This is a genomic window from Frigoribacterium sp. AC759 (assembly GCF_979256015.1).
The window spans coordinates 166,291-184,753 of the sequence record NZ_CEEDMT010000002.1 but is presented as its reverse complement, the minus strand read 5'-3'; the positions used below and the strand labels follow the sequence as shown (position 1 = coordinate 184,753).

At 68.4% G+C, this 18,463-nt stretch carries 14 protein-coding genes and 1 tRNA gene; 12 read left to right on the top strand and 3 right to left on the bottom strand.

The annotated features are described in order from the left end of the window. The first annotated feature begins 176 nt into the window (after positions 1-176). From gltB to ACZ6JE_RS03740, 4 genes are all read left to right on the top strand, one after another. Positions 177-4,754 carry a glutamate synthase large subunit gene (gltB, locus tag ACZ6JE_RS03755; RefSeq protein ID WP_192060332.1) on the top strand — a complete coding sequence of 1,526 codons (4,578 nt, stop codon included), beginning with the start codon at positions 177-179 and terminating at the stop codon, positions 4,752-4,754. Then, the gene (locus ACZ6JE_RS03750) at positions 4,747-6,204 is read left to right on the top strand and encodes a glutamate synthase subunit beta (protein WP_463462711.1); all 1,458 of its coding nucleotides are present in this window, start codon (positions 4,747-4,749) and stop codon (positions 6,202-6,204) included. The genes gltB and ACZ6JE_RS03750 overlap by 8 nt, the downstream gene beginning before the upstream one ends. Before the next feature lie 75 nt (positions 6,205-6,279). Beyond that, positions 6,280-7,728 (top strand): pyruvate kinase, encoded by a 1,449-nt coding sequence (gene pyk / locus ACZ6JE_RS03745; RefSeq protein ID WP_192060334.1) that lies wholly within the window; start codon positions 6,280-6,282, stop codon positions 7,726-7,728. Between the two features lie 83 nt (positions 7,729-7,811). Continuing rightward, positions 7,812-8,369, top strand: coding sequence for a hypothetical protein (locus ACZ6JE_RS03740; protein WP_464318239.1), 558 nt, complete (start codon positions 7,812-7,814; stop codon positions 8,367-8,369). Between the two features lie 112 nt (positions 8,370-8,481). On the opposite strand, the gene ACZ6JE_RS03735 is transcribed toward ACZ6JE_RS03740, so the two are convergent. Both ACZ6JE_RS03735 and ACZ6JE_RS03730 read right to left on the bottom strand, forming a co-directional pair. Continuing rightward, positions 8,482-8,685: a cold-shock protein gene (locus ACZ6JE_RS03735; RefSeq protein WP_055797427.1), complete on the bottom strand. Its 204-nt coding sequence runs from the start codon at positions 8,683-8,685 to the stop codon at positions 8,482-8,484. Between the two features lie 245 nt (positions 8,686-8,930). Further along, positions 8,931-9,013, bottom strand: a tRNA-Leu gene (locus tag ACZ6JE_RS03730). A 39-nt stretch (positions 9,014-9,052) separates the two neighbouring features. Between ACZ6JE_RS03730 and ACZ6JE_RS03725 the strand changes: the two genes are divergently transcribed. Next, positions 9,053-9,658 (top strand): ANTAR domain-containing response regulator, encoded by a 606-nt coding sequence (locus ACZ6JE_RS03725; protein ID WP_192060336.1) that lies wholly within the window; start codon positions 9,053-9,055, stop codon positions 9,656-9,658. 81 nt (positions 9,659-9,739) lie between these two features. Here ACZ6JE_RS03725 and ACZ6JE_RS03720 read toward each other — a convergent pair whose 3' ends face one another. Then, positions 9,740-10,228 carry a PaaI family thioesterase gene (locus ACZ6JE_RS03720; RefSeq protein WP_192060337.1) on the bottom strand — a complete coding sequence of 163 codons (489 nt, stop codon included), beginning with the start codon at positions 10,226-10,228 and terminating at the stop codon, positions 9,740-9,742. A gap of 72 nt (positions 10,229-10,300) precedes the next feature. Here ACZ6JE_RS03720 and polA point away from each other — a divergent pair, with 72 nt between their 5' ends. The 7 genes from polA (at position 10,301) to ACZ6JE_RS03685 (ending at position 18,335) form a co-directional block, all read left to right on the top strand. Continuing rightward, positions 10,301-12,967 (top strand): DNA polymerase I, encoded by a 2,667-nt coding sequence (gene polA, locus ACZ6JE_RS03715; RefSeq protein WP_464318238.1) that lies wholly within the window; start codon positions 10,301-10,303, stop codon positions 12,965-12,967. Positions 12,968-13,267: 300 nt separating this feature from the next. Next, the gene (locus tag ACZ6JE_RS03710) at positions 13,268-14,029 is read left to right on the top strand and encodes a DeoR/GlpR family DNA-binding transcription regulator (protein ID WP_192060339.1); all 762 of its coding nucleotides are present in this window, start codon (positions 13,268-13,270) and stop codon (positions 14,027-14,029) included. A gap of 89 nt (positions 14,030-14,118) precedes the next feature. After that, positions 14,119-15,318: a PTS mannitol transporter subunit IICB gene (locus ACZ6JE_RS03705; protein WP_192060340.1), complete on the top strand. Its 1,200-nt coding sequence runs from the start codon at positions 14,119-14,121 to the stop codon at positions 15,316-15,318. A 61-nt stretch (positions 15,319-15,379) separates the two neighbouring features. Next, the gene (locus ACZ6JE_RS03700) at positions 15,380-15,688 is read left to right on the top strand and encodes a PTS lactose transporter subunit IIB (RefSeq protein WP_192060341.1); all 309 of its coding nucleotides are present in this window, start codon (positions 15,380-15,382) and stop codon (positions 15,686-15,688) included. Between the two features lie 2 nt (positions 15,689-15,690). After that, positions 15,691-16,152 carry a PTS sugar transporter subunit IIA gene (locus ACZ6JE_RS03695; protein WP_192060342.1) on the top strand — a complete coding sequence of 154 codons (462 nt, stop codon included), beginning with the start codon at positions 15,691-15,693 and terminating at the stop codon, positions 16,150-16,152. Between the two features lie 100 nt (positions 16,153-16,252). Next, entirely contained in the window at positions 16,253-16,522 is a 270-nt protein-coding gene (locus ACZ6JE_RS03690; protein WP_192060343.1) for an HPr family phosphocarrier protein, read from the top strand. 118 nt (positions 16,523-16,640) lie between these two features. Continuing rightward, the gene (locus tag ACZ6JE_RS03685; RefSeq protein ID WP_464318237.1) at positions 16,641-18,335 is read left to right on the top strand and encodes a DUF885 domain-containing protein; all 1,695 of its coding nucleotides are present in this window, start codon (positions 16,641-16,643) and stop codon (positions 18,333-18,335) included. Positions 18,336-18,463: the final 128 nt, after the last annotated feature.

Here is an 18,463-nt window from a genome sequence, read left to right as displayed (position 1 = left end):
CCACCTCACGACCGCCACAAGCTGTCAGGGCAACTCCGCTGAGCCGAAGCACCACCGGACAACCGATCCACCGTCCGGTCGGCGACCGACGTCAGCCGCACCTCCGCGGCGACGTCCAGTGACACGGGCCGACGACGTCCCGACTCCTACAGGATCTCTTCGTGAGGACGGATTCCATGGCCCCCACGCCAGCCCATCAGCAGTTCAGCACGGTCCCCTCCGCGGTCGGGCTCTATGACCCCCGCAATGAGAAGGACGCCTGCGGTCTCGCCATGGTCGCGACCCTCCGGGGCACCGCCGGGCACGACATCATCGACGCGGCCCTCGGCGCCCTGCGCAATCTCGAGCACCGCGGTGCCATCGGATCGGACGCCGGCACCGGCGACGGAGCCGGCATCCTCTGCCAGATCCCCGACGCGTTCTTCCGCGACGAGGTCGACTTCGAGCTGCCCGAGGCGGGGGAGTACGCGGTCGGCATCGCCTACCTGCCCCTCGACGAGCAGGAGCGCGCCGAGCTGAAGACCGGCATCGAGCGCATCGCCGATCTGGAGCACCTCGACGTGCTCGGGTGGCGCGACGTGCCCGTGCGCCCGGACGAACTCGGGACCTTGGCGCGCAACGCCATGCCCGCCTTCGAGCAGCTCTTCCTGGCGAGCCGTCAGAGAGGCGCCGACGGTCGGCGCCTGTCGGGCGTCGAGCTCGACCGCCGCGCCTTCCGTCTGCGGAAGCGCGCCGAGCGCAAGCTCTCCGCCTACTTCACCTCCCTCGGCAGTCGCACCATGGTCTACAAGGGCATGGTGACGACACTCCAGCTGGAGCCGTTCTACCCCGACCTCAGCGACGAGCGCTTCGCCTCGAAGCTGGCCATCGTCCACTCGCGGTACTCGACGAATACGTTCCCGTCGTGGCCTCTCGCCCAGCCGTTCCGCATGATCGCGCACAACGGCGAGATCAACACGGTCCGCGGCAACCGCAACTGGATGCGCGCGAGGCAGTCGCAGCTCGAGTCCGAGCTGATCGGCGACCTTAAGCCGCTCCTGCCGATCGTCAGCCCGGGTGCCAGCGACTCCGCCTCGTTCGACGAAGTGGTCGAGCTGCTCAGCCTGACCGGCCGGTCGCTCCCTCACGCGATCATGATGATGGTCCCCGAGGCGTGGGAGAACCAGGTCGACATCGACCCCGAGCTGCGCGACTTCTACGAGTACCACTCGATGCTCATGGAGGCGTGGGACGGCCCCGCCGCCATCACCTTCACCGACGGCTCCGTCGTCGGGGCGACGCTCGACCGCAACGGTCTCCGTCCGGGCCGCTACCTGGTCACCGACGACGGGCTCGTCGTGCTCGCCAGCGAGATCGGCGTCCTCGACATCGACCCCGCCAAGGTCGTCCGCAAGGGGCGCCTGCGCCCCGGCAAGATGTTCCTGGTCGACACCGAGGCCGGGCGACTCATCGAGGACGACGAGATCAAGCGCGACCTCGCGGCGGAGGCTCCGTACGGCGACTGGCTGGCCGAGGGGCGCATCCACCTGTCCGACCTCCCCGACCGCGAGCACATCGTCCACACCCCCGCGTCGGTGACGCGGCGCCAGCGGACCTTCGGATACACCGAAGAAGAGGTGCGCATCCTCCTCGCCCCGATGGCGAAGACCGGCGCCGAGCCCCTCGGGGCCATGGGCAGCGACACGCCCATCGCCGTCCTGTCCGAGCGCCCGCGCCTCCTGTTCGACTACTTCACGCAGCAGTTCGCCCAGGTGACGAACCCGCCGCTCGACTCGATCCGCGAGCAGGTCGTGACCTCGCTGAAGCTCGGCCTCGGCCCAGAGCGCAACCTTCTCGCGGCCACACCCGAGCATGCGCGCCAGGTCATCCTGGACTTCCCGGTCATCGACAACGACGAGCTGGCGAAGATCCAGCACATCGACCCGAGCCCCGGCTCGCGCGCCACGTCGACCATCCGGGGTCTCTACCGCTCCGACAAGGGACCTCGTGCGCTCGAGAAGCGCATCGCGGCGATGTGCAACGAGGTCGACGACGCGATCGAGGCCGGGGCGCGCTTCATCGTCCTCTCCGACCGCGACTCGAACCAGGACTTCGCGCCGGTGCCCTCGCTTCTGATGATCGCCGCCGTGCATCATCACCTGATCCGCACCGAGAACCGGATGAAGGTCGGGCTGATCGTCGAGGCCGGCGACGTGCGCGAGGTCCACCACGTCGCCACCCTGATCGGCTACGGCGCGTCGGCGGTGAACCCGTACCTCGCGATGGAGACCAGCGAGAACCTCGTCCGGTCGGGCATGATCACGGGTCTGTCGCCCGAAGACGCCGTGCACAACCTCATCAAGGCGCTCGGCAAGGGCGTGCTGAAGATCATGTCGAAGATGGGCATCTCGACCGTCTCGAGCTACGCGGCGGCGCAGGCCTTCGAGGCCGTGGGCCTCAGCCGCGAGTTCGTCGACACCTACTTCACGGGCACCTCGACGATGCTGGGCGGCATCGGCATCGACGTCATCGCGGCCGAGAACAAGGAGCGTCACCTCAGCGCCTACCCGGCCGACGGCTCCGTCGTCGCCCACGAGCGTCTGGCGACGGGCGGTGAGTACCAGTGGCGTCGCGAGGGGCCCAAGCACCTCTTCAACCCCGACACGGTCTTCCGTCTGCAGCACGCGACGCGCACCCGCCGCTACGACATCTTCCGCGAGTACACGAAGCTCGTCGACGACCAGGCCGAAGACCTCATGACCCTCCGCGGCATGTTCGCCTTCAAGCACGGCGTCCGTCCGTCGATCCCGCTCGACGAGGTCGAGCCGATCGAGGCCATCGTCAAGCGCTTCTCCACGGGTGCGATGAGCTACGGGTCGATCTCGAAGGAGGCGCACGAGACTCTCGCGATCGCCATGAACCGTCTGGGCGGCAAGTCCAACACGGGTGAGGGCGGAGAAGACGTCGAGCGTCTGCTCGACCCCGAACGCCGCAGCGCCGTGAAGCAGGTCGCATCCGGACGCTTCGGCGTCACGAGCATGTACCTGACCCATGCGACCGACATCCAGCTGAAGATGGCGCAGGGCGCCAAGCCCGGAGAGGGCGGCCAGCTGCCGCCGACCAAGGTCTACCCCTGGGTCGCCCGGACTCGTCACGCGACCCCCGGCGTCGGTCTCATCTCGCCGCCGCCGCACCACGACATCTACTCGATCGAAGACCTCAAGCAGCTGATCTTCGACGTCAAGCGGGCGAATCCGACCGCTCGGGTCCATGTGAAGCTCGTCAGCCAGTCGGGCATCGGCGCGGTCGCCGCGGGGGTCACCAAGGCCCTCGCCGACGTCGTCCTCGTCTCGGGGCACGACGGCGGAACGGGTGCCAGCCCGTTGAACTCGCTGAAGCACGCGGGCACCCCCTGGGAGATCGGCCTCGCCGAGACGCAGCAGACGCTCATGCTGAACGGCATGCGCGACCGAGTCGTCGTCCAGGTGGACGGCCAGATGAAGACGGGTCGCGACGTGATGATCGCGGCGCTGCTCGGCGGCGAGGAGTTCGGCTTCGCGACGGCCCCGCTGATCGTCGAGGGCTGCATCATGATGCGCGTCTGCCATCTCGACACCTGCCCGGTGGGCGTCGCGACGCAGAACCCCGAGCTCCGCGCCCGGTTCTCGGGCAAGCCCGAGTTCGTCGTCAACTTCTTCGAGTTCTTGGCCCAGGAGGTGCGCGAGTACCTGGCCGAGCTGGGATTCCGCTCCCTCGACGAGGCGATCGGCCGCACCGACGTGCTCGACGTCGACCGGGCCATCGACCACTGGAAGGCCTCCGGTCTCGACCTCGCGCCGGTGCTCGTCGGTCCGGCGTTCGCCGACGACGAGCCTCGACGCAACCACCGCCCGCAGGAGCACGAGCTCGAGAAGCACTTCGACGTCGGACTCATCGAGCAGAGCATGTCCGTGCTCGAGAACGGCGGGCGGGTCGAACTCCGACTCCCCATCCGCAACACCGAACGCGCGGTCGGCACGATGCTCGGTCACGAGGTCACCGTGCGGTACGGCGAGAACGGACTCCCCGAGGGCAGCATCGACGTCACCCTCACGGGCTCGGCGGGTCAGTCGCTGGGGGCGTTCCTCCCCGCGGGCATCACCCTCCGACTCGAGGGTGACAGCAACGACTACGTCGGGAAGGGTCTCTCCGGCGGCGACATCGTCGTCCGTCCCGACCGCTCGAGCACGTTCACGGCCGAGGCCAACGTGATCGCGGGCAACGTCATCGGCTACGGAGCCACCCGGGGGAGCATGTTCATCCGGGGCATCGTGGGCGAGCGCTTCCTGGTCCGCAACTCGGGTGCCAGCGCCGTCGTCGAGGGCGTCGGCGACCACGCGCTCGAGTACATGACGGGTGGTCTCGCGGTCATCCTCGGCGACACCGGCCGGAACCTCGGTGCGGGCATGTCCGGAGGCACGGCCTACGTGCACCGTCTGCGGACGGAGCGGGTCAACTCCGACGCGCTCGCCTCCGGCGAGCTGCAGCTCCACCCGCTCGGCAGCGCCGACGCCGAGATCCTGACCGATCTGCTCTCTCGGCACCTCGCCGAGACCGGGTCGCCCGTGGCCGAGAGACTCCTCGCCGACCTCGAGACGACCGTCTCGGAGTTCGTCAAGGTCCTCCCGCGGGACTACGCCGCCGTCCTCGCCACCCGGCAGACGGCCGTCGACGAGGGTCTCGACCCCGATGGCGACGAAGCTTGGAAGCGAATCCTGGAGGTGACCGGTGGCTGATCCCAAGGGATTCCTGAAGACGCAGAAGCGTGAGCTCCCGAAGCGGCGTCCCGTGTCGGTGCGGCTCATGGACTGGAAAGAGGTCTACGAGCAGCAGGAGTCGGGCGAGCTCCGCCGGCAGGCCGGCCGCTGCATGGACTGCGGCGTGCCCTTCTGCCATCAGGGCTGCCCGCTCGGCAACCTGATCCCCGAGTGGAACGACCTCATGTGGCGCGGCGAGGGCCGACAGGCCATCGAGCGCCTGCACGCGACCAACAACTTCCCCGAGTTCACCGGTCGCCTCTGCCCCGCCCCCTGCGAATCGTCGTGCGTGCTGGGCATCAACCAGCCGCCCGTGACCATCAAGCAGGTCGAGGTCTCGATCATCGACCAGGCGTTCCAGAACGGCTGGGTCACCCCCCACCCGCCCGAGCGTCTGACCGGCAAGACCGTCGCCGTCGTGGGGTCCGGCCCGGCCGGGCTCGCGGCTGCGCAGCAGCTGACCCGCGCCGGTCACACCGTCGCCGTCTACGAGCGCGACGACCGCATCGGCGGCCTGCTGCGCTACGGCATCCCGGACTTCAAGATGGAGAAGAAGCAGATCGAGCTCCGTCTCGCGCAGATGCAGGCCGAGGGCACCCGCTTCCGAGCGGGCGTCGAGATCGGTCGCGACATCGCCTGGGACGACCTCCGGGCGCGGTACGACGCCGTCGTGGTGGCCACCGGGGCCACGGTGCCCCGCGATCTGCCGATCCCGGGCCGTGATCTGTCGGGCATCCACTTCGCGATGGAGTACCTCGTCCAGCAGAACCGGGTCGGTGCAGGCGACACCGTCGTCGACCAGATCTCCGCAGAGGGCAAGCACGTCGTGGTCCTCGGGGGCGGCGACACCGGCGCGGACTGCATCGGCACGGCGCACCGTCAGGGCGCTCTCTCGGTCACGAACCTCGCCATCGGTCAACAGCCTCCGGAGGAGCGGCCCGAGACCCAGCCGTGGCCCATGTTCCCGACGGTGTTCGAGGTCTCGAGCGCCCACGAGGAGGGCGGCGAGCGGATGTTCCTCGCGTCGACGGTGGAGTTCCTCCGCAACGACGTCGGCGAGGTGCGGGCGATCCGCGTCGCCGAGACCGAGTACCTCGACGGCCGCCGGGTGCCCAAGGCGGGCACCGAGCGGGAGATCCCCGCCGACCTCGTCCTCCTGGCGCTCGGCTTCACGGGCCCCGAGCGCGACGAGCTCGAGGCGCAGCTGCGACTGCCTTTCGACGGTCGCGGCGCGCTGGTCCGCGACAAGACCTACGAGACGAGCGAGGCCGGCGTGTTCGTCACCGGCGACGCGGGTCGTGGTCAGTCGCTGATCGTGTGGGCGATCGCCGAGGGGCGGGCGGCCGCATCGTCGGTGGACGCCTATCTCGAGGGTCAGACGACTCTGCCGTTCCCGGTCGCACCCACCGATCGCTCCATTTCGGTCTGATCGTCCGCCCGGGCGGGAATAAGCTAATACGGCGGGCCTGAGTCGTCCGACACCATCCCCAGACGTTAGGAACACATGAGACGCGCAAAGATCGTCGCCACCCTCGGGCCGGCGACATCGAGCTACGACGACATCCGAGCGATCATCGACGCGGGTGTCGACGTGGCCCGGATGAACCTCAGCCACGGCAGCTACGACGTCCACGAGAGCGTGTACAAGAACGTCCGTCAGGCGGCGGACGACGCCGGGCGTCCCGTCGCGGTCCTCGTCGATCTCCAGGGGCCGAAGATCCGGCTCGGCAAGTTCTCCGACGGCCCGCACGATCTCGCCGTGGGCGACGTCTTCAAGATCACGACCGAGGACATCCTCGGCACGAGAGACATCTGCGGCACGACGTTCAAGGGCCTGCCCGCCGACGTCAGCGCCGGCGATCCGCTGCTCATCGACGACGGTCGCGTCAAGCTCCGCGTGCTCGAGTCCGACGGCACGACCGTCACGACCGAGGTCGTCGTCGCCGGCACCGTCTCGAACAACAAGGGGATCAACCTCCCCGGCGTCGCGGTGAACGTGCCCGCGCTGTCCGAGAAGGACGAAGCCGATCTGCGGTGGGGGCTGACCCTGGGTGCCGACCTCATCGCCCTGTCGTTCGTGCGCGATGCGGACGACGTCGACCGCGTGCACGAGATCATGGCGGAGGAGGGCCGGAAGGTCCCGGTCATCGCGAAGATCGAGAAGCCCCAGGCGGTCGACAACCTCGAGGCGATCATCGACGCGTTCGACGGCATCATGGTCGCCCGCGGCGACCTCGGCGTCGAGCTCCCCCTCGAGGCCGTGCCGATCGTGCAGAAGCACGCGGTCGAGCTTTCCCGTCGCATGGCGAAGCCCGTCATCGTCGCCACGCAGATGCTCGAGTCGATGATCTCGAGCCCCATCCCCACGCGAGCCGAGACGTCCGACGTCGCCAACGCCGTCCTCGACGGTACGGACGCCGTGATGCTGAGCGGCGAGACCAGCGTGGGGGAGTACCCCGTCATCACGGTCCAGACCATGGCCCGCATCGTGCAGTCCACCGAAGAGCACGGACTCGAGCGCATCCCGCCCCTCGGTACCAAGCCGCGCACGCAGGGTGGCGCGATCACCCTCGCCGCCGCCGACGTCGCCGACTTCGTCCAGGCGAAGTTCCTCTGCGTGTTCACGGAGTCCGGTGACTCCGTCCGTCGGATGTCGCGCCTCCGCCACTCCATCCCGATCCTCGCCTTCACCCCGAACGAGGCGACCCGTCGCCGGATGGCCCTCAGCTGGGGCGTCCAGTCGCACCTGGTCGAGAACGTCACCCACACCGACGCCATGTTCGCGCAGGTCGACGACATCCTGCTCGGCAAGAAACTGGCCGACGTCGGTGACAAGGTGATCGTCATCGCCGGCACCCCTCCGGGAATCGCCGGGTCGACGAACGACCTCCGCGTGCACCGGGTCGGCGACGCGCACGGCGAGGCGGCTCCGGCCTACGCCGAGCTCGCCTAGCCGGACACACCAGCACCGCACCGGCGCCGCCGGGTCCTCGACGGACTCGGCGGCGTCGTGTGCTCGGGGCGTACCCTGTGGCCATGTCGGTCGGCCCCTCTCACCCAGCGTGCTTCGTCTTCGACGGACGCCTGTACGTCGTCCCGAGCGGATCCGATCTCAGCGTGTCCGAATCGGCGCGAGCCCTGCGTTCCCGATCCGCCATCGAGCTGTCCGGTCCGACGCCCCCGGGAGGCGCGGCTCACTGGGTCGTGACAGGAGCCGTCGGCGGCGGGGTCGCCTTCGCCGTGATCGCCGCCGCGGGCGGCTGGCATGTCACCGCGCTCCTCTCGCTCCTGCTGTGCTTCACGATGGGCGCGCTCGTCGGGGCCCTCCTCGCAGCGGGGACGCATTCGCTCGTCGGGGCGGCGACCGGCGAAGGGCAGGCGGCTCCCCGGGCTTCGCACGCCATCGAGGTCCCGGAGGACGTCGCGTCGTCGGCTCCTGACGACTCGACCGGTGACGAGCTCGTTCTCTGGTCGACGCTCGTGTCGCGGTACCGGCGAGCGGACGCGACGGCCTCGGGAGCAGAGCATCTCGAAGCGGCTCGGGACTACGAGACGGTCGCGCGCCTCCTCGGTCTCCCACCAGGCCGCGAATGAGGCGAGACGTCGGCGACACAGAAGAAAGCCCCGACCCACCGGAGTGGATCGGGGCTTTCTCGTCGATATCGGGCGGACCCGAGATCACCGGCGCCTCGAGGACGCCGCCGAGTCAGATGACGCGGATGTTCTCGGCCTGGAGGCCCTTGTTGCCCTGAGCGGTGTCGAATTCGACCTTCTGGTTCTCCTCCAGGTTGCGGTAGCCGTCGCCGGCGATCGCGGAGAAGTGCGCGAAGACGTCAGTGGATCCGTCGTCGGGGGTGATGAAGCCGAAGCCCTTTTCGGAGTTGAACCACTTAACGGTACCTGTAGCCATTTTTCTTGTTCCTTATATTTTCAGAGTTGTCATTCCCGATTTCGAGAACGCTCGTCGCGGTGCCTTTTTGTCCGCTCCCTCTGAGAACGACGCCACCTGACCCGACTTCCGGAGAAGTCCGACCTGGAACGTCGCGAGATACAAATGCGTAACACAACAACCAGTGATGCAACTGTAGTGCACAAGACCGGCCCGCACGCCACTTCATCGACGGAGATGTCGGAAAAAGTCGCTGGCCGCGTTCGTGCCGGATGTGGGACTCGAACCCACACGCCCTCTCGGACAGAGCATTTTGAGTGCTCCGCGTCTGCCATTCCGCCAATCCGGCTCACGACGACCGAGGCAAGAATACCGTAGGCTCTGCTTCGTGAGTGACCAGGAAGCAACCCCAGCAGCACCCCGTCGTGTCGTCGTGGCCGAAGATGAGTCCCTCATCCGGCTCGACATCGTCGAGATCCTCCGCGACAACGGCTACGAGGTCGTCGGCGAGGCCGGAGACGGCGAGACCGCCGTCGCCCTCGCCACCGAGCTCCGGCCCGATCTCGTCATCATGGACGTCAAGATGCCGAAGCTCGACGGCATCAGCGCGGCCGAGACGCTGAGCAAGAACCACATCGCGCCCGTCGTCCTCCTGACGGCCTTCAGCCAGAAGGAGCTCGTCGAACGGGCGAGCGAGGCCGGAGCCCTGGCCTACGTCGTCAAGCCGTTCACACCGAACGACCTCCTGCCGGCGATCGAGATCGCCTTGTCGCGCTACACGCAGATCATCACGCTCGAGGCCGAGGTCGCCGACCTCGTCGAGCGCTTCGAGACCCGCAAGCTCGTCGACCGGGCCAAGGGCCTGCTCAACGAGAAGATGGGGCTGACCGAGCCCGAGGCCTTCCGCTGGATCCAGAAGGCGTCGATGGACCGCCGACTCACGATGCACGACGTCGCACAGGCGATCATCGAGCAGCTCAGCGCCAAGAAGTAGACCCGAGTCGCGAGACGAGGCCGCCACCCCACGGGGTGGCGGCCTCGATCCGTCTGTCGCGTCGTCCGCTGCGGCTCCCGATCAGGAGCGCGCGTCCGTCAGGAAGTTCGTGATGCGGACGGTGGAGAGGAGCCGCCCTGCCTCGTCCGTCATCACGATCTGATGCGTCGCCAGCGTCCGGCCCAGGTGGATCGCGGTGCAGGTGCCGATGACCCAGCCGGTCGAGATCGAGCCACTGTGACTCGCGTTGAGCTCGATCCCCATGGCCAGCCGCCCCGGGCCAGCGTGGACCGTCGACGCGATGGAGCCGAGGGTCTCCGCGAGGACGACGTGCGCCCCGCCGTGCAGGATGCCGACCGGCTGCGTGTTGCCGGCGACGGGCATCCGCGCCACGGCGCGCTCGGCGCTCATCTCGAGGATCTCGATCCCCATCTTCTCGGCGAGGTCGCCGACTCCACGACGACCGAAGAGCTCGGACGCCGCGTCACTGAGCTCGGGGCGCACGGCACCGGATCCGCCGACCTGATGGGCGGCGCCCTCGGAGGAGGCGGCGGGGGAGTGGGAGGTCATTGCGCTCCGTGGGGCCGTGGTCCGGTGGATCTCCCCGACGGCCGTGTCGGAGGTGCCCGCTAGGCTGACGGGGTGTCGGACGAAGCAAAGCCTACCCTCCTGGTCATCGACGGTCATTCGCTGGCCTTCCGCGCGTTCTACGCCCTACCGGTCGACAGTTTCGTCAACCGCGAGGGCCAGCACACCAACGCGATCCACGGCTTCATCTCGATGCTTCTGAGTCTTCTCAAAGCTGAGAAGCCCACGCACCTGGCCGTCGCGTTCGACATCTCGCGATTCTCCTTCCGCACCCGCGAGTACCCCGAGTACAAGGGCACGCGCTCCGAGACCCCGCCCGAGTTCGTCGGTCAGATCCCCCTCTTGGAGGAGGCCCTTCACGCGATGGGCATCACGACCATCACCAAAGAGGACTTCGAGGCGGACGACATCCTCGCGACCCTCGCGACGCGCGGTCGAGACGAGGGCTTCCGAGTGCTCGTCGTCTCCGGCGACAGAGACGCCATCCAGATGGTGAACGACGACGTCACCCTCCTCTACCCCTCGGCTCGGGGCGTCAGCGAACTGACCCGCTACGACCGCGACAAGGTGTTCGAGCGCTACGGCATCGAGCCGCATCAGTATCCCGAGGTGGCCGCCCTGGTCGGCGAGACCAGCGACAATCTGATCGGCATCGACAAGGTCGGCGAGAAGACCGCGGTCAAGTGGATCAACCTCTACGGGGGGCTCGACCAGATCATCGAGCGCGCCGACGAGATCAAGGGCGTCGTCGGTCAGAAGCTGCGAGAGCAGAAAGAGAACGCGATCCGCAATCGTCGCCTGAACCGTCTGGTCACCGATGTCGAGCTGCCCGTGGGGCCGGCCGACCTCGAGCGCCGGGGCATCGACGAGGCTGCGGTCCGAGAGCTGTTCGACAAGCTGCAGTTCCGGACGCTGCTCGAGCGCGTCCTCCTCCTGTCCGAGTCCTCGTCGACCGGCGAGGCGTCCGAGCCCGCCGTGACGGCAGCACCGGTCGGCATGCCCGTCGTCCGGACCCTCGTCGACGAAGAGCTCGCCTTCTGGCTCAAGAAGCACGCCTCCGACCCGCAGAGCCCCGTGGGGCTCGTGGTCGAGTACGGCAACGATGGCGTCGTCGGGCTCGGCCTCTCGACGCGGGTCGAATCGGCGTACATCCCGTGGGCCGCCGGGCGCGGCGACTACGTGGCCCTCGAGGCCTGGCTCGACGGAGAGACCCCCAAGGTCGTCCACGACGCCAAGCGCGCCTACAAGGCACTGTCGCGAGTGGGTCTGCATCTCACGGGCGTCGTCGGCGATCCCCGTGTCGCCGCCTGGCTCCTCCGACCGGCCCGCACGTCGTTCGCCCTCTCGGACCTCGTCTACGAGCAGCTCGGCGAGTCGCTCCCCGTCGGCGACCCCAACCAGCTCGTCGCCAGCGAAGACGATTTCAGCGTGGCATCCGAGGCGTGGTTCGTGCTGCGCCTCTCGGACTCCCTGGTCGACGCACTCGATGAAGGGTCGCGGCGCGTCCTGACGGAGATCGAGCTCCCGCTCGTCCCGGTGCTCGGCGACATGGAGCTCACCGGGGTGGCCGCTGATCGCCCGACGCTCCAGGCCCTGTCCGTGCGGTTGGGCGAGTCCGCAGCCGGACTCGCCACCGAGGCGTTCGCGGAGATCGGCCGCGAGGTCAACCTCGGCTCCCCGAAGCAGCTGCAGGAGGTGCTGTTCGAGCAGCTCGAGATGCCGAAGACCCGCGCGACGAAGACGGGCTTCTCCACCGACGCGGCCTCTCTCGCCGACCTGCAGGAGAAGCATCCCCACCCGTTCCTCGATCTCCTCCTCAAGCACCGCGATGCCACCAAGCTGCGGCAGATCATCGAGACGCTCGAGAAGTCGATCGCCGACGACGGACGCATCCACACGACGTACGACCAGACCGGCACGACCACCGGGCGGATCTCATCGGTCGACCCGAACCTCCAGAACATCCCGGTCAAGGCCGCCGTCGGTCGTGAGATCCGGGCCGCGTTCATCCACGGCCCGGAGTACGAGACCCTGCTGACGGCCGACTACTCGCAGATCGAGATGCGGATCATGGCGCACCTCTCGGGCGACGAGGGCCTGATCCAGGCGTTCAACGAGGGTGAGGACCTCCACCGCTTCGTGGGTGCCCGCATCTTCGGGGTCGAACCGGCCGACGTCTCACCCGCCATGCGGACGAAGGTCAAGGCCATGTCGTACGGTCTCGCCTACGGCTTGAGCGCATTCGGCCTGTCGAAGCAGCTCCGGATCGAGAGCTCCGAGGCCAAGCAGCTGATGACGGACTACTTCGCGCGTTTCGGGGCCGTCCGCGAGTACCTGCGCAACGTCGTCGAGCAGGCCCGCGAAGACGGCTACACCGAGACCATCTTCGGTCGCCGTCGACCCTTCGCCGACCTCAAGTCGCCCAACCGGGTGCTGCGCGAGAACGCCGAACGTGCAGCGCTGAACGCCCCGATCCAGGGCTCGGCCGCCGACATCATGAAGATCGCCATGCTCGGAGTGCAGTCCGAGATCGGGTCTCGTGAACTCGCGTCGCGTGTGCTCCTGCAGGTGCACGACGAGATGATCGTCGAGGTCGCACCCGGCGAGGTCGACGCGATCCGCGACATCGTCCGCCGCCAGATGAGCGGTGCCGCCGACCTCCGAGTGCCTCTCGACGTCAGCGTCGGTCTCGGTGAGAGCTGGGACGCCGCGGCGCACTGACGGCCCGCCCGACGCGATCGTCGGCCCGCCGACCCGCCGCGTCGGTCCAGAACGGCTCGATCCGCTCGGAGTGGGCACACTCGGGCGCGACCGTGGCAGCCTGCGCGCGCCTCAAGCCCCGGCGACGACTCGAAGCGGGCGCAAACAAAGCAGAAACGCGGTCCCGACTTGACGAACAGACACAAACGGGCTTATATGAAATCTGCTCGGTGAACGTCGGGCACCAAACGGCTCTTAATTCACTGAACAGCTGATGACTTCCTTCCGGTGAGTCATCCCCGCACGACGACGAGGTCTCGCATGTACGCACCTGAGCGTCATCAGCAGATCCTCGATACGGCATTGAGCAGAGGTCGGGTCGAGGTGGCGGGTCTGGCCCGTGACCTCTCGGTGGCGCCCGAGACAGTGCGCCGGGATCTGACCGAGCTCGAACGGCGTGGCGTCCTCCGACGTGTCCACGGTGGCGCCATCGCCGTCGAGCGCCTCGGCATGGAGCCCCCCGTCGTCGATCGTGAGGGCACCGCGGCGGCCGAGAAGGACCGCATCGCCCGAGCTGCGCTCGATGAGCTGCCCGAAGAGGGTTCGATCATCATCGACGCCGGCACGACGGCCATCCGGTTCGCCGAGCTGCTGCCTGTGGACCGCGTGCTGACGGTCGTCACCCATTCGCTCGCCGTGGCGACCATCCTCATCAGCCGGCCCAACGTCACATTGCACCTCCTCGGTGGACTGATCCGCACCAGGACGTACTCCTCGGTCGGGGACTGGACGCGCAGCCAGCTCGCCGACGTCTTCGCCGACGTGGCCTTCGTCGGGACGAACGGCGTCTCCGTCGAGCGAGGGCTCAGCACGCCCGATCTCGCCGAGGCGCGGGTCAAGCGCGCCCTCCTCGCGTCGTCCAGGCGGACCGTCGTCCTCGCCGACCACACGAAGTTCGGCCGCGAGGACTTCGCGAAGGTCTCCCCGCTCTCCGACGTCGACACGATCGTCACCGACTCCGGGGTCGACGGCGAGCTCGCCGACGACGTCGAGCGTGCCGGCCCCAGGGTCGTGATCGTCTGATGACGACCTCCCCCCACAGCCCCACCCGAAGCACCATCCCCCTCCCGCACCCCCACGCTCGTCACTGAGTACGAAGGAGTACCGCCCTCATGTCCGAATTCACCCCCACGGTCACCGGGACCGGTGTGCGCGCTCGCGTACAGCGGTTCGGAGGCTTCCTCTCCGGCATGATCATGCCGAACATCGGCGCGTTCATCGCCTGGGGTCTCATCACGGCTCTGTTCATCGAGACCGGGTGGACGCCCGTCCCGCAGCTCGGCGGTTTCGGAACGGACTCCGCCGGCGAGCCCTACGGCGGCATCGTCGGTCCGATCATCACGTACCTGCTGCCGATCCTGATCGCCTACACCGGTGGTCGCATGATCCACGGTCAGCGTGGAGCGGTCATCGCCGCCGTCGCCGTCCTCGGTGTCATCTCCGCGACGGACGTTCCGCAGTTCCTCGGCGCCATGATCGTCGGCCCGCTGGCCGCCTGGGTGCTGAAGCAGTTCGACAAGCTCGTCGAGGGTCGCATCAAGTCCGGGTTCGAGATGCTGGTCAACAACTTCTCGCTCGGCATCATCGGTGCGGCCATGGCCATCGCGGCCTTCTTCGGCCTCGCCCCGATCACGACGTGGCTCACCGACCGGTTCGGTGAGGCCGTCGAGTTCCTGGTCAACCTCGGTCTCCTGCCGTTGGCCTCGATCATCATCGAGCCTGCGAAGGTGCTGTTCCTCAACAACGCCATCAACCAGGGCTTCCTGACCCCGCTCGGCGCCATCCAGTCCGCAGACGCCGGCAAGTCCATCCTGTTCATGCTCGAGTCGAACCCCGGCCCCGGGCTCGGCATCCTCCTCGCGTTCCTCTTCTTCGGCCCGCGTGCCATCCGCCCGTCGGCCCCCGCCGCGATCATCGTGCACTTCTTCGGCGGCATCCACGAGATCTACTTCCCCTACATCCTCATGAAGCCGATCCTGCTCATCGCCGCCGTCGCCGGTGGCGCCACGGGGATCGCCTGGTTCTCGGCCTTCGGACTCGGGCTCGTCGGGCCGGCTTCGCCGGGCAGCATCATCGCCTACTTCGGCGTCGCCGCGCGGGGGGACTTCCCGCTCATCCTGGTCGGCATCCTGCTGTCCGCTCTCGTGTCGTTCGTCGTCTCATCGCTCCTGATGGGCTTCGGTCGCAAGGAGAACCGCGAGGCTGCGGCCGAGGACGCCGAGGCCCAGCAGCAGGCGCTGGCCGACGCGCAGGCGGCGACCGCCGCCAACAAGGCCACCAGCAAGGGAACCGCTGCTCCCACAGCGTCCTAGTGATTGAATCGGGGGGTGGCTCCGGCCGCCCCCCGATCCACCTCGAAACAAGGAGAACACCATGGCAACCCTCGACGGATCGTCCATCAAGAAGCTCATCGTCGCCTGCGACGCGGGCATGGGCAGCAGCGTCATGCTCGCCTCCACGCTCAAGAAGCAGCTCAAGAAGAGCGGGGTCACCGTCGAGCACTCGCCGGTGTCCGAGATCCCGGCCGACGCCGACGTCGTCGTCACCCAGAACAACCTCGCCGAGCGTGCGCGCGGGGTCGTCCCCGACATCCCCGTCGTGCCCTTCCAGCTGTTCATGGGCGACCCCAACGTGGCCAAGGTCGTCAAGGCCATCCAGGACGGCTCGACGGTCGAGGTCTGACGATGACCGACCAGGCTCCTGAACTGACGGCGCTGCTCGCCGAATCCTCCATCCGGCTCGACGAGTCCGCCGCCACGCGCGACGAGGCCATCCGGGCGACCGGTCGGGCCCTCGTCGAGGCCGGCGCCATCGATGAGGCGTACATCGACGCGATGTTCGAGCGTGAGAACTCCGTCTCGACGTACGTCGGCGAAGGTGTCGCCATCCCTCACGGCACCCTGGCGGGCAAGGACTCGGTGAAGAACGACGCCCTCGTCGTCCTCCGGTTCCCGCAGCCGATCGACTGGGACGGCAACGAGGTCTCGGTCACCGTGGGCATCGCCGCGAAGGGGAATGGGCACATCGCCATCCTCAGTCAGCTGGCGAGCATCCTGATGGACCCCGACAAGGCCGCAGCCCTCCGGGGTGCGACCACGACTTCGGAGGTCTACGACCTGCTGCAGTCCGACGAAGACGACGACTGACCTCCACGCCCCCTCCGTCCGGCCTCCCGGCCGATCGGATCCGCACCGCCGTCCGACGACGACGGCACCAGACCGCACCGGTCTCGACCAAGGAGTAGAAATGCCCGAACGCACCGTCACCATCGCCTCGAGCGTCGGTCTGCACGCCCGTCCCGCCTCGCTGTTCAGCCAGGCGGCCGGCAAGACCGGTGCAAAGGTGACGCTCACGACCTCGGCCGGCAAGAGCGTCAACGCTGCGAGCATCCTCGGCGTGCTGTCGCTCGGCATCAACCACGGCGACGAGGTCGTCATCGCCACCGACGGGGACAACGCCGAGGCCGCCCTCGACGAGCTCGCCGCCCTGCTCGAGACGGACCTCGACAAGGACTGAGCGCCTCCTGCGGTCCTCGAGGGCACCGGGTCGACGACACGTCGACCCGGTGCCCTTCTCTGTCAGCCACCGAGAATGACCAGCCCGCCGTGTCGGAGGTCGCGTCTAGGCTCGGGGCATGTCAGACGACTCGACCAGCACCTCCAGCCGCGTCCCCACAGCCATCGACGCGATCGCCGAACGCTGGGTCGACACGCTCGTCGATCTCGATCCCTCGGTCGCGACGTGGATCGGGCGTGAAGGGCGCACAGGCGAGTACGGCGACTACTCGCCCGAGGGGCACGACCGGCGCATCGGCGAAGCGCGGGCCGTCATCGCCGCTCTCGACGCGGCCCCCGTCGTCGACGACGTCGACCGCGTGACGCAGACGGATCTGCGCGGCGAGCTGGCGCTCGACGTCGAGTTCCACGAGGCGCGGCTGCATCTCCGCGACCTGAACGTCATCGCTTCGCCCGCGCAGGGGATCCGCGAGGTGTTCGATCTGATGCCGACGGGCTCGCTGTCGGACTGGTCCGACATCGCCTCCCGTCTGGCGGCCGTCCCGTCCGCTCTCGAGGGCTACGAGGCGTCCCTCCGCGCCGGTGCCGCCGAGGGCGTCGTCCCGGCTCGCCGGCAGATCGAGAAGGTCGCTGTCCAGTGCGCACGGATCGGACGACGAGACGGATTCTTCGCCGATCTCGTCGGCGGGGCCCGTCCTGAAGACGGCACCGCGCCTCCGGCCTCACTCGATCGCGATCTCGCACGGGGAGCCGAGGCGGCCGCGTCGGCCTACCACCGGTTCGAGAGGTTCCTGGTCGACGAGATGCTCCCGTCCGGGGGCGCCCACGACGGAGTGGGGCGCGAGGCGTACGCGCTGCACTCCCGTCGATTCCTCGGGGCGGCGATCGACCTCGACGAGACCTACGAGTGGGGCCTCGACGAGCTCGCGCGGATGACCGCCGAGCAGGAGGCGGTGGCCGGCCGGATCGAAGAGGGCGCGAGCGTCCAACGCGCGGTCGAGGTGCTCGACGCAGACCCCTCACGGCGTCTCGACGGGACGGAAGCCCTGCAGCACTGGATGCAGGAGCTGAGCGACCGGGCCGTCGACGAGCTCGGTCGGACCCACTTCGACATCCCCGACGAGCTGCGTCGCCTCGAATGCCGCATCGCCCCGACCCGTGACGGCGGCATCTACTACACGGGTCCGAGCGACGACTTCTCGCGGCCCGGCCGGATGTGGTGGTCGGTGCCCGAGGGGGTCACCCGCTTCGACACCTGGCGCGAGACGACGACCGTCTACCACGAAGGCGTCCCGGGTCACCACCTGCAGCTCGGCCAGGCCGTCCACAACCGCACGAATCTGAACACCTGGAGGCGGCAGCTGGCGGGTACCTCGGGTCACGCCGAGGGCTGGGCCCTGTACGCGGAGCGCCTGATGGACGAACTCGGCTACCTCGACGATCCAGGTGACCGGCTCGGCATGCTCGACGGCCAGCGGATGCGCGCGGCTCGTGTCGTCCTCGACATCGGAGTGCATCTCGGGAAGCCCTTCCCGGGCGACGGCGGAGGACGCTGGGATGCCGAGAACGCCCTGGACTTCATGCGCCGGAACGTGAACATGGACGACGAGTTCGTCGTCTTCGAGGTCGACCGTTACCTCGGCTGGCCGGGTCAGGCCCCCTCGTACAAGGTGGGCCAGCGCATCTGGGAGGACCTTCGCGCGGAACGCACCCGACGAGACGGCGCGGCCTTCGACGTGCGCCGCTTCCATCGTGACGCGCTCCGACTCGGCGGGGTCGGCCTCGACACGCTGAGGCGCGAGCTCCTCCGCTGACGGGGCCCGATCGACGAGTGTCGACACGGAGTCGGAGTCCGTTGCCGCGGCCGGGACACGAGGCTATGATGTCCATGCGCTATCCGCGTCACTCTGCCCGCACGCTGCGGTCGATCACCCCGAGAACA